This window comes from Mycobacterium sp. MUNTM1, assembly GCF_054660795.1.
In genome coordinates, this window is record NZ_BAAGDE010000065.1 from 20658 (window position 1) to 32457 (window position 11800).

Sequence of the window (11800 nt, forward strand, 5' to 3'; positions counted from 1 at the left end):
GCTCCTTGATCGCGCCGTGCCGGCGCTCATCGTCGCCGGTCTGGGCTGCATGGACCGGCTCCTTGATCGCGCCGTGCCGGCGCTCATCGTCGCCGGTCTAGGCTGTCTCCGGTGCGGTACTTCTACGACACCGAATTCATCGAGGATGGCCGCACCATCGAACTGATCTCGATCGGGGTGGCCGCCGAAGACGGCCGCGAGTATTACGCGGTGTCCACGGAATTCGACCCCGAGCGCGCCGGGCCCTGGGTGCGCGCCAACGTGTTGCCCAAGTTGCCGCCGCCGGCGTCGCAGCTGTGGCGCTCCCGGCGCCAGATCCGCGACGACCTGGAGGGCTTCTTCGGCATCAATTCCGGGCAGGCGGCTGAGCCGATCGAGCTGTGGGCGTGGGTGGCGGCCTACGATCACGTGGCCCTGTGCCAGCTGTGGGGGACCATGCCGGAGCTGCCGCGGCCCATTCCCCGTTTCACCCGCGAGCTGCGGCAACTGTGGGAAGACCGGGGCAGCCCGCGGATGCCGCCGCGGCCGTCCGATGCGCACGACGCGCTGGTCGACGCGCGCGATCAGCTCCGCAGGTACCGGCTCATCACAGCCGGGGCCTGAGCCGGCCGCCCGGGCGGGCCCGCGGAGCCGAGTTCTCGCAGCTCAACTCTGACCAGGGGCGTCCGTGCCTTGGCTAAGATGAACCGATGAACTGGACCGTCGACATACCGATCGATCAGCTGCCGCCGCTGCCGCCGCTGCCGACCGATCTGCGGGCGCGGTTGGATGCCGCACTGGCCAAACCGGCCGCCCAGCAGCCCAGCTGGCCCGCCGACCGGGCGACGGCGATGCGTACGGTCCTGGAGAGCGTGCCGCCGGTGACGGTGCCGTCCGAGATCGTGGTGTTGCAAGAGCAGCTGGCCCAGGTGGCACGGGGCGAGGCGTTCCTGCTGCAGGGCGGCGACTGCGCGGAGACGTTCACCGAGAACACCGAGCCCCACATTCGCGGCAATGTGCGCACCCTGCTGCAGATGGCCGTGGTGCTGACCTACGGCTCGAGCCTGCCGGTGGTCAAGGTGGCCCGCATCGCCGGGCAGTACGCCAAGCCGCGATCGGCCGACATCGACGCGCTGGGGCTGAAGTCCTATCGCGGCGACATGATCAACGGCTTCGCCCCGGACGCCGCCGTGCGCGAGCACGACCCGTCGCGGTTGGTGCGGGCCTACGCCAACGCCAGCGCGGCCATGAATCTGGTTCGGGCGCTGACGTCTTCGGGGTTGGCGTCGCTGCACCTGGTGCACGACTGGAACCGCGAATTCGTCCGGACCTCGCCGGCCGGCGCCCGCTACGAGGCACTGGCCACCGAGATCGACCGCGGCCTGCGCTTCATGAGCGCCTGCGGCGTGGCCGACCGCAACCTGCAGACCGCCGAGATCTACGCCAGCCATGAGGCTTTGGTGCTCGACTACGAGCGGTCCATGCTGCGCCTGTCCGAGAGCGACAGCGGCGAACCGCAGCTGTACGACCTGTCGGCGCACACCGTGTGGATCGGCGAGCGGACCCGCCAGCTCGACGGCGCGCACGTCGCGTTCGCCGAGGTGATCGCCAACCCGATCGGCGTCAAGATCGGCCCGACGATCACGCCGGAGTTGGCCGTCGAGTACGTCGAGCGGCTCGACCCGCACAACAAGCCCGGCCGGCTGACGCTGGTGAGCAGGATGGGCAACAACAAGGTGCGCGACCTGCTGCCCCCGATCGTGGAGAAGGTCCAGGCCACCGGTCACCAGGTGATCTGGCAGTGCGATCCGATGCACGGCAACACCCACGAATCGTCCAACGGCTACAAGACCCGCCATTTCGACCGCATCGTCGACGAGGTGCAGGGCTTCTTCGAGGTGCACCGCGCGCTGGGCACCCACCCGGGCGGCATCCACGTCGAGATCACCGGCGACAACGTCACCGAGTGTCTGGGTGGCGCGCAGGACATTTCGGACACCGACCTGGTCGGCCGTTACGAGACCGCCTGCGACCCACGGCTGAACACCCAGCAGTCGCTGGAGTTGGCCTTCCTCGTCGCCGAGATGCTGCGCGACTAAGGGAGCGCCGAAAGCGGCTGCCGCGGTGGGCTTTGCGGCGCGACTTCAGCCGTGGCCGCGCGGCGTCGCTTGTGCGTGAACCGCGCTCGTAGGTCCCCCCACACGATGCGCGGTAGCAGGGCGGGATCTTGCAGCCGCGACGGCGGGTCGATGAAGTTGGAGACTCGAAAGAAGCGCTCGGTGAGGACGACGTCGCGGGTTGCGGCGTTCAGTGCCGCTCTGGTCATCCGGCCCCGCAGTCGCTGCCGGAACCCGCGCGGCCGGTAGGCCCCGGAGGTGGCCCGGTCTCTGGCCTTGTTGGCGGCCCACGTCTCGCCGATGTACTGGGCCGCTGCCCGGAAAAAGCGCTGTGCCAGATGCGCGTCTCCCGCGCGCAAACAATCGCGCAGTGTCATGGCCTGCAGCGCGGCGATCGTCATGCCCTGGCCATAGGTCGGATCGAGACTACATAACGCGTCGCCGATCACCAGTAAGCCCGAAGGGAATTCGGCCAGCTGGTCGTAGCGCCGCCAGATCGCGGCGGTGTGACGATAGGTCACCGCTTCCCCGATGGGATAGGCGCGGCGCAGCCCCTCGATGATCGCCGGGGGCAGCGACGGCTCGGCCATCGCGAGCATCGCGTCGAAATCGGTTGGCGGCTCACCACCGTCGGCCGGCACGGCGATCGCCAGCACGAACGTGTCGTGTTCGTTGGCGAGCAACAAACCGCCCGGCCTGCCGCCCCCGGGGTTGAACATCACCAGCCGTTGGGCGATCGACCCCTCGGGCATGCTCAGCTGCTGGCTCGCGTAGCCGTACCTGGCCACGGCCCGGTCCTCGGTCGGCCGTTCGTATCCCAGGCTCTCCAGGAACGCCGGGGTGCGCGCCCCACGCCCCATGGCGTCCACCACCAGATCGGTGTCCAGCGCCGTGAGAAAACCGTTGTAGCGGCGGGTGATTCGTACACCGTTGACGATGTCCGCGGTGGTGAGGAGCCCGGACACGTCGTGCCCGTCGAGGAATGTCACATTGGGCAGGGCCTTGACCCGCCGGCGCAGGTGAAACTCCATGAACGGCCGGGTCGTCATGTGGAGCGCCAACGCGTCCGGATCGGTGAACGTGCCCGAGTGTTTCAGCTCGTAGCGCCCGACGCGCACGTAGAACCGCGACAGGTCACCGTCGTCGACGACCACGGCGCCCGCCCTGCCCAGGTCCTCGAGCAGGCCGGGAAACAATTCCTCCAGTACCTGCAGGCCGCGGCTGTGGAAGTTGTGCGCGTGGCGGCCCTGCGGGATGCCCCTGCGGTGGCACGGATGGTCGGGCAACCTGTCCCGCTCGACCACGCTGACCGAATCGTAGAACTCCGAAAGTACGCGCGCGGCAAGCAAACCCGCCATTCCGGCACCCAGTACGACCGCGTGCTCGCCGAGCCGGTTCGGCGAGTCGACGCTATGCATTGTCGAACCCATGCAGAAGCACGGTACACCAAAATTAAGAAAAATAAGAGAACTTTGTGATTACTTTAAGATTCGTGTCGCCGGAGTGTGGTGGGCTCGCCCGGGCGCCGGGCGGCGCGGTCTTGCCGGGCGAACGCCGGTGCCCGGCCCGCTACAGCAGCCCGTTCAGGTTGCTTCCGATCGTCCACGCCGCGGTGGCGACCAGCCCGGTGATCGCCAGCACCAGGGCCACCCAGACCAGCACCATGCGCCGGTTGTGCTGGCGCGCCCAGACGAATTCGCTGATCGGGATTCCCGCGAATTCGCCTGTGACCGACTCGTATTCGTCGTGGCCCTCGTCCTCGACTTCCGTCTGCGCCGGGCGGACCGGCTCCGGCCAGTCCTCGGGGCCCCGCGTCATCTGGCGAGTGGGCTGACGAACCGGCGCCGGGCCGGGTGGCGCAGGCCGCTGCGCGGTGGGCGGCCGCTGGGTGGCCTGGCTGCGCTGCAGCGCCGCCGACCGGTGTTGTGCGGAGTTGCGGGGCGCCGGCACCCGAAAGTCGGGCAGCGCAAGCTCTTCGGCGATTGCGTCGAGATCGGCGCGCATCTCGATCGCGTCGGCATACCGTGCGGCCGGGTCGCGGGACGTCGCGCGCTCGACGAACTCGTCGAACTGCGCGGGCACACCGTCGATGGCCGCGCTGGGCGGCGGCACGTCGGTGTCCAGCCGCTGGTAGGCCAGCGACAAGGCCGAGTCGCCGGTGAACGGGGTGCGCCCGGTCAGCAGCTCATAGGTCATGATCCCCGCGGAGTAGACGTCGCTGCGCGGACTGGCGTCGCCGTCGCGCACCTGCTCGGGCGACAGGTAGGCGGCGGTGCCCAAAATCACGCTGGTGGAGGTGATTCCGGCGGCCGCGACGGCCCGGACCAAGCCGAAGTCGGCGATTTTCACCTCGCCGTCATCGGAGATCAGCACGTTCTCGGGCTTGACGTCGCGATGCACCAGGCCGGCCCGGTGGGCGGCGGCCAGCCCGCCGAGCACCGGACGGAGCACCGCCGCCACGGCGTACGGCGGCATGGGCCCGCGTTCGCCCAGCAGTTCGCGCAGCGTGCCCCCCTCGATGAGCTCCATCACCAGGAACGGGTGCCGGGCGTCCAGGCCCTGGTCATAGACCGCCACCAGCCCGGGATCCTTCAGCCGGGCCACGGTTTGGGCCTCGCGCTGAAAGCGGGTCAGGAACTGCTCGTCGCCGGCGTAGCGGGAATCCATCACCTTCACCGCGACGGGACGGTCGAGCCGGGTGTCCAGGCCGCGATACACCGTCGACGTGCCGCCGCTGGCGATCCTGGACTGCACCAGATAGCGGCCGTCCAGCAAAGCGTTGTCCAGCGGGTCGACCGACCCGTCCCCGGGCCGGCGACGATGCGGGGCGGCCGGGCCCGAGGCGGGGGTGCCGCCCGCTCGCGGCGGAGGGCCGGGCGATTCAGCTTGGGCCACGGGGCCATCGTAGGTGCGCGGCCGTAATTGGCCGGTAGAACACGGGCTCAACGCGGGCATCTAGGCCTACACTTGCCCGGATGAGCAGTATTCCTGCCGGCGACGATGTGCTAGAACCCGACGAGCCGATCTATGACCTCAAGCGGGTCGCCGAATTGATGGGGGTGCCGGTCACCAAGGTGCACCAGCAACTCCGGGAGGGGCACCTGGTCGCGGTTCGCCGCGACGAGGGACTTGTGGTGCCGCAGGTGTTCTTCACCAAGTCCGGTGAGGTGGTCAAGAGCCTGCCGGGATTGTTGACGATCCTGCACGACGGCGGCTATCACGACACCGAAATCGTGCGCTGGCTGTTCACCCGGGACCCCTCGCTGACGGTCACCCGCGACGGCAGCCGGGATGCCCTCAACAACGCCCGTCCCGTCGACGCCCTGCACGCCCACCAGGCGCGGGAAGTCGTGCGCCGGGCGCAGGCGATGGCCTACTGAGCCCGACCGCTCATCCGGCGGCGACGTCGGCCCGCTCGGCCTGCCGCGCGGGAGCCCGGTACAGGCTGTAGCCGGCGATCAGCGCGCACGCGGTTGCCAGCGAGAAGTGCAGCCACGAGTACATGCCGTGCGAGCCATCGGGTTTGAAGATCACCATCACCCAGGTCGACAAGCCGCCGATGATCGCGACCGCCCGCCGCGACTGCGCCAGGGGGGCCACGATCGCCAGCGGCCACGAGTAGTACCAGGGCAGGGCGGCCGGCACGAACAGCACCACGATCAGCATCGACCACGCGATGCCGGTCAGCGCGGCCCGGTCGTCGCGGCGGAACCGCCACCACAGCAGCGGCAGCGAGACGGCGATGATCGCGATGCCGACCAGCCGGGTGACGCGCAGGATCGGGTAGAAGCTCACCGCAAAGAAGCCGCTGCCGATCGCGTGGATCAGGTTGGCGGCGGCGGTCGGCACGGTCAGCCAGTTGATGATCTTCACCGAGCCGGCCAGCGCGGTCAGCCAGCCCAGGCCCACGCCGGCGACCGCGGACAGGATCGCGAAGACCACGACGAAGATCAGCAGTGACAACGCCGTGGCGGCGAAAAACGCTGGCAGCGGCCGATATCCCCGCCGCTCGCGCAGGTGCCGCATCCACACCCAGACCAGGAAGGGCAGCGCGATGCCGGCGGTGGCCTTGACCGCGATGGCGACGGTGATCAGGGTGATGCCCGCGATGTGGCGGCCGGTGAACGTCAGCGCGATGCCGGCGGCCATCAGGCCCACCATCAGCATCTCGTTGTGCACCCCGCCCATCAGATGGATGAGCACCAGGGGGTTGAGCACACAGATCCACAGCGCCGTCGAACCGTCGGTGCCCAAGTGCCGCGCCACCCGGGGCGTCGCCCACACCAGCAGCGCCAGGCCGGGCAGCATGCACAGCCGCAGCAACGCGGTGCCCGCCACCACATTGTTGCCCACGACGATGGTGATGACCTTCGCCACCAGGATGAACACCGGGCCGTAGGGTGCGGTGGTGATCGACCAGATGGGACTGACGTTGTCCAGCAGGCTGTTTGGGTTGGCGACAGGCCCCACCGCGTACGGGTCGAGGCCGTCGCGCAGCAGCGCGCCCTGCGCCAGATACGAATAGGTGTCGCGGCTGAAGACCGGCACCGACACCAGCAACGGCGCCAGCCAGAAGCCGGTGGTGGCTTTCATCACGAACTCGCTCGCCTCGCCGGCCAGCACCCGGCGGCCCAGGGCCAGCCACGCGATCAGCATCAGGCCGACGCCGGTCCACAACGCGATCGACGACAGCACCAGGCCGTGGCCAAAACGCAACCAGGACATGTGCATTGACTCGAGCAGCGGGTCGTGCTGGCGGGTGCTGCCCGCGCCCAGCCCGCCCAGTGTGATCAGCACCGATCCCAGCAGGCCCAGCTTCGCCGGGCCGGAGTCGCCGGACGCGGCAAACGCCCTCAGCCGGGAAAACCATTCGCCGCGAGAGGGTTTGGCTGCCGGCGAATCCGCTGCCGGGGCGTCCGTGGGCGTCGTCATCGGTTCAGGCGGACCGGTTCGTGGCCAGCTTGGCCAATTCGGACAGTCCCGCTTTGGCCACGGTGTTGATGGGCGCGGCCGCCAGCGTGGCCAGCGCGCGCTGGGTCAGCGTGGCGATCCGTTGTTCGGCGGCGGCCAGGGCGCCCACCGACTCGATGGCGTCGCGCAGCCGATCCACTTGCGCGTCGGTCAGCGCGGCCCCGATCGAGGTGCGTAACAGGTCGGCCGCCACCGGGTCCGACTGCTCCGCCAACTCCACCGCCTCGGCCAGCAGCACCGTGCGCTTGCCGGACCGCAGATCATCCCCGGACGGCTTGCCGGTGACCTCGGGATCACCGAAAACCCCCAGCACGTCGTCGCGCAACTGAAACGCCACCCCCAGGTCCGTTCCGAACTGGCTGAAGACGTCGTGGACGTCGGGCCGGTCGGCCGCGGCGGCCGCCCCGAGCTGCAGCGGCCGGGACACGGTGTAGCAGGCGGTTTTGAACGTGTCGACGTTCATCGCCGACGCGATCGAGGCGGCCGCGCTGGCCTCGGCGACGATGTCGAGGTACTGCCCGCCGAGCACCTCGGTGCGAATGTTGGCCCACACCCGCCGCACCCGCCGCTGAGCCTGCGGCGTCAACTCGACACCGAAGACGATGTCGTCGGCCCAGGCCAGCGCGAGATCGCCGAGCAGGATGGCGGCCGATATGCCGAACTGCTCCGGCGAGCCCTGCCAGTGCCGGTCGCGATGCAGCGCCGCGAACCGGACGTGCGTGGTCGGCCGGCCCCGGCGGGTCGAGGACGCGTCGATCACGTCGTCGTGCACCAGCGCGCAGGCGTGCAACAGCTCGAGCGCTGAAAACAGCAGCAGCGCTTGCTCATCGGGGGCTTCGGTGGTGACGGCACGCCAGCCCCAATAGGCGAACGCGGGCCGTAACCGCTTGCCCCCGTTGAGTACGAAATCCTCCAGCGCGGCAATCAGACCGCTGTAGTCGTCACCGATGTACGCGGTTTCGGTGCGCCGGTCCTGCAGGTACCGCCGCAAGTGGTCGGTGATGGCGCCGGTCAACTCGACGGTTGCCGCCGCTTCTGAAGCTCCTAGGCTCAGCGCGGCGCCCCTTTCTGCTCGGCTGGCTGGGTGTTCCAGGCCCGACCAGTGTATTCGCCGCGCCGCCCGGGCCGCTCCGCACGTGACCGGGCGGGTGGACCCAGTTGCTTCGCCTGCCTCACTAACCCGCCCCTATGCTGGCGGGTGCGCTGGACCCGCGCGCAGACCGCGCGGCCACCAGACGCCCCGGGCCAATAGTCGTCAGATGGAGAGAAGCCGCGTGACCCTCAACACCATTGCGCTCGAGCTGGTGCCGCCGAACGCCGACGAAGGTCGGGAGCGGGCACTCGAAGAGGCGCAGAAAGTGGTGCGGAATTCGGCCGAGGCCGGTCTGGACGGCCGGATCCGGCACGTGATGATTCCGGGGATCATCGCCGAGGACGACGACCGTCCCATCCAGATGAAGCCCAAGTTGGATGTGCTCGAGTTCTGGTCGGTCGTCCGGCCGGAACTGCCGGGGATCAAGGGCCTCTGCACGCAGGTGACCGCGTTCATGGACGAGCCGTCGCTGCGCACGCGGCTGACCGAGCTGACGTCGGCCGGCATGGAAGGCGTGGTGTTCGTCGGCGTGCCGCGCACCATGAACGACGGCGAGGGCTCCGGCGTCGCCCCCACCGACGCCCTGTCGATCTACCGCGAACTGCTGACCAACCGCGGGGTCATCCTGATCCCCACCCGCGACGGCGAACAGGGCCGGTTCAACTTCAAGTGCGACCAGGGCGCCACCTACGGCATGACCCAGCTGTTGTACTCCGACGCGATCGTGGGCTTTTTAACCGAGTTCGCCCGCCAGACCGATCACCGGCCCGAGATCCTGCTGTCGTTCGGCTTCGTGCCGAAGATGGAGAGCCGCGTCGGACTGATCAACTGGCTGATCCAGGACCCGGGCAATCCGGCGGTGGCCGCGGAGCAGGAGTTCGTCAGGGAGCTGGCCGCCGGCGAACCGGCGCACAAGCGCCGGCAGATGGTCGACCTCTACAAACGCGTCATCGACGGGGTTGCCGAGCTCGGCTTTCCGCTCAGCATCCACCTCGAGGCGACCTACGGGAACTCCGGGCCGGCATTCCAGACGTTCGCGGAGATGCTCGCCTACTGGTCGCCGACCCCCGGCTAATCGGGCGGCTGGTCGCGCGGCGCGGTCAACCGCGGTGACCTGTCCCGGCTGACCCAGGCCAGCAGCCCCACCACGCCCGCGGCCGCGAACGACGCGATGCACAACCACACCACCGCGCCGGTGAAGGACCGGGTATTGGGGTCGGTATAGCGGGCCTGGGCTGTCATCGTGGTCACCACGCCCGGCTTCATCTTCCACGACACCACGTCGGGTTCGACCCGGTCGCCGTTCGTGGAGGTCACGACGCCGGGGAAGGCCACCGTCAGCTCGACGTCGGCCTCGGGGTCGGTCAGCGAGGTCAGGTCCGCGCGGCCTTCCAGGATCACCAGGTTGCCGTTGCGGCGCAGCGTCAGGTTCACCCCGGAGGCGTCGGAGTTCATGTTGGCCAGCTGTGGCAACTCCGCGAACGTCAGATCGGAGAACACCGCCTGCGACCCGACGTAGCCGTCGCTGTCGTAATTGGACACCGCCACCTTCTGGCTGAATGGCAGGTTGTTGCTGTCCAGTTGGGGACCGGTGTCTTTGGAGGTCTTGGGTTTGGCGGCGGCGACGATCTCGCCGGACACCAGGTCGTCGGGGGAGATGGTGAGCGAGGCCCTGACCCGCAGGCATCCGGTGGCCAGCGGCACCAGCAGCAGGAGCATGGCGATGGCCGTCAGGCGTCGCCGCCGAGCTCGAAACGCTCGGGTTCCTCGGCTGCGGGGCGGGGGAGAGCTGGCTCGCACCAGGTCATCGTGCCAGATCCGATGTGCCACTTAAATAAGTGGCACATCGAACTGGAGTCAGCGCTGTGTGCCGGGTTCGGGTGTCACAGGGGCAGCTTGCGGCCCAGGATCGCGAACGCCCGCGGGTCGCCGGCGAAGTGATAGCCCCGGATGATGTCGGTGAACCCCAACCGCCGGTACAACCGCCAGGCCCGGTTGGGCTCACCATTGGTTTCCGGCGTCGAGAGCAGCACATTCCGCTCGGCGCGACCGGCGAGCAGCCGTCGGGCCAACGCCTCGCCGAGACCCCGGCCCTGGGCGCGCGGATGGATGTGCAGCTCGGTCAGCTCGAAGTAGCTGTCCATCAGCCGGGAGATCTCCTGGGGCGGCGAGCCGCCGCGCTGCATGCCCAGCACCACCTGCTGCTGCCACCATTGCCCGGGTGCGCCGGGGTACCCGTAGGCCACACCGAGCAACGGCGCGCTGGCCAGGTCGTTCGCCGAGGGCGGTTGTGCGCCTGCGTCTTCCGTTTCCTCAGTCTCCACGACGCCGGCGCCCTGCCAGCCCCGTCGCCGGATGTGTTCGAGCCACATTGCGGCGCGCTGGTTCTCGGTGCCGCGCGGGTAGCGCATCGCGTCGACGTATACCGCCAGGGCGTCATCCAGGCGACGCTCCATCTCGTTGGGCAGCAGGTCGATGAGGAATATCGCCAACTCGCGGTCCCCTCCTCATCGCTGATCCAGGCCTGCGCGGCGCCTCGTCATTGTGCCCCCGCTGTGAACCGGGCCGCCATTGCCCATTATCGGAGCCCATTATCGGACCCGCGTGCGACGGGCCGACGGCCGGTCGCGGCGCCGGACCGATGAACCGTCCGGTTCGGGAAGCCGGTTGTAGCGCACGGTCGTTCCGGTCTGGCGATGGGTCGGAAGGCGGCCGGGATAGAATCGGCGCCGAACCAGTGGTATGGGGCAGATTGACCTCGTATCATTCAATTAGTTGCCCCCGCAACGGGCATCCGCGTGCTACCGGTAGTCACGTGCCAAACAGTCGGCAAGGAGGGACGAATGCCACTCTCCGATCATGAGCAGCGGATGCTCGATCAGATCGAGAGCGCTCTCTACGCCGAGGACCCCAAATTCGCGTCGAGTGTCCGCGGCGGAGGTTTCCGCGCGCCGACTGCCCGCCGGCGACTGCAGGGCGTGGCGTTGTTCGTCATCGGTCTGGCGATGCTGGTCTCCGGAGTGGCATTCAAGGCGACGATGATCGGAAACTTCCCGATCCTCAGCGTCTTCGGGTTCATCGTGATGTTCGGCGGGGTGATCTTCGCGATCACCGGCCCCCGGTTGTCCGGCAGGCCCGATCATTCCGGCCCGGCGCCTACCTCGCTACGTCAGCGCCGCAACAAGGGCGGGGGTTCGTTCACCAGCCGCATGGAGGACCGGTTCCGCCGCCGCTTCGACGACTGAACGCGTCCACACATTCGGGGTAGCCATCGGCTGCCCCGATTTGTATTTCCGGGGTCCGGCGGTCGTGCGCCTGACAATCAACCGTCGATGCCGTTTTGCAGCCCGATCGTGGCCCAACCGAGGCGCGTCGCGGCATTTTCGCCCCACCGCGCCCCACTAGAGTTCCCCACTACGCCCCATTCTTTGAGTGTCGTGGCGGCGTTTTCGGGGTTATCCGTCGTCAGGACGCCGTCAACGCCCCAGATGGGGTGTGTCGAGGCCATCCCCGGGCGTGTTCCGGGTCCGCAGCCAAACGGTGTTCACCAGGCAAAACGCTCGTTGTGGGGCGTAGTGGGGAACTCTAGTGGGGCGCGGTGGGGCGAAAATGCCGCGACGCGCCTCGGTTGGGCCACGAT

Annotated in this window: 11 protein-coding genes; 5 read left to right on the forward strand and 6 right to left on the reverse strand. The window is 68.7% G+C overall.

Annotated elements, in window-relative coordinates; translation table 11 throughout:
- The first annotated feature begins 111 nt into the window (after positions 1-111).
- Together ACYQ8K_RS26175 and ACYQ8K_RS26180 are read left to right on the forward strand one after the other, a co-directional pair.
- Positions 112-603: a polyadenylate-specific 3'-exoribonuclease AS gene (locus ACYQ8K_RS26175; RefSeq protein ID WP_459973655.1), complete on the forward strand. Its 492-nt coding sequence runs from the start codon at positions 112-114 to the stop codon at positions 601-603.
- A gap of 86 nt (positions 604-689) precedes the next feature.
- The gene (locus ACYQ8K_RS26180) at positions 690-2078 is read left to right on the forward strand and encodes a class II 3-deoxy-7-phosphoheptulonate synthase (RefSeq protein WP_459973657.1); all 1389 of its coding nucleotides are present in this window, start codon (positions 690-692) and stop codon (positions 2076-2078) included.
- Here ACYQ8K_RS26180 and ACYQ8K_RS26185 read toward each other — a convergent pair.
- A complete protein-coding gene (locus ACYQ8K_RS26185) occupies positions 2075-3526 on the reverse strand; it encodes an FAD-dependent oxidoreductase (RefSeq protein WP_459973659.1) in 1452 nt (483 codons plus the stop codon). The genes ACYQ8K_RS26180 and ACYQ8K_RS26185 overlap by 4 nt on opposite strands.
- Positions 3527-3665: 139 nt before the next feature.
- Complete coding sequence (locus ACYQ8K_RS26190) at positions 3666-4883, reverse strand: protein kinase domain-containing protein (protein WP_459973672.1); 1218 nt, start codon at positions 4881-4883, stop codon at positions 3666-3668.
- A gap of 188 nt (positions 4884-5071) precedes the next feature.
- Between ACYQ8K_RS26190 and ACYQ8K_RS26195 the strand changes: the two genes are divergently transcribed.
- Positions 5072-5476: an Rv2175c family DNA-binding protein gene (locus ACYQ8K_RS26195; protein WP_007770743.1), complete on the forward strand. Its 405-nt coding sequence runs from the start codon at positions 5072-5074 to the stop codon at positions 5474-5476.
- A gap of 10 nt (positions 5477-5486) precedes the next feature.
- Here ACYQ8K_RS26195 and ACYQ8K_RS26200 read toward each other — a convergent pair whose 3' ends face one another.
- On the reverse strand, positions 5487-7028 hold the full coding sequence (locus tag ACYQ8K_RS26200; protein WP_459973661.1) for an alpha-(1->6)-mannopyranosyltransferase A: 1542 nt from the start codon (positions 7026-7028) through the stop codon (positions 5487-5489).
- A 4-nt stretch (positions 7029-7032) separates the two neighbouring features.
- Complete coding sequence (gene idsA2 / locus ACYQ8K_RS26205) at positions 7033-8082, reverse strand: bifunctional (2E,6E)-farnesyl/geranyl diphosphate synthase (protein WP_459973662.1); 1050 nt, start codon at positions 8080-8082, stop codon at positions 7033-7035.
- Positions 8083-8341: 259 nt separating this feature from the next.
- Between idsA2 and ACYQ8K_RS26210 the strand changes: the two genes are divergently transcribed.
- Complete coding sequence (locus ACYQ8K_RS26210; RefSeq protein ID WP_459973674.1) at positions 8342-9235, forward strand: mycobacterial-type methylenetetrahydrofolate reductase; 894 nt, start codon at positions 8342-8344, stop codon at positions 9233-9235.
- Here the strand turns inward: ACYQ8K_RS26210 and lppM are convergent.
- Positions 9232-9879, reverse strand: a complete 648-nt coding sequence (gene lppM, locus ACYQ8K_RS26215; RefSeq protein WP_459973663.1) for a lipoprotein LppM — start codon at positions 9877-9879, stop codon at positions 9232-9234. The two genes, ACYQ8K_RS26210 and lppM, sit on opposite strands and share 4 nt — an antisense overlap.
- Positions 9880-10043: 164 nt before the next feature.
- Positions 10044-10652, reverse strand: coding sequence for a GNAT family N-acetyltransferase (locus ACYQ8K_RS26220; protein ID WP_459973665.1), 609 nt, complete (start codon positions 10650-10652; stop codon positions 10044-10046).
- Positions 10653-11003: 351 nt separating this feature from the next.
- Here ACYQ8K_RS26220 and ACYQ8K_RS26225 point away from each other — a divergent pair, with 351 nt between their 5' ends.
- On the forward strand, positions 11004-11405 hold the full coding sequence (locus ACYQ8K_RS26225; RefSeq protein ID WP_077092306.1) for a DUF3040 domain-containing protein: 402 nt from the start codon (positions 11004-11006) through the stop codon (positions 11403-11405).
- Positions 11406-11800: the final 395 nt, after the last annotated feature.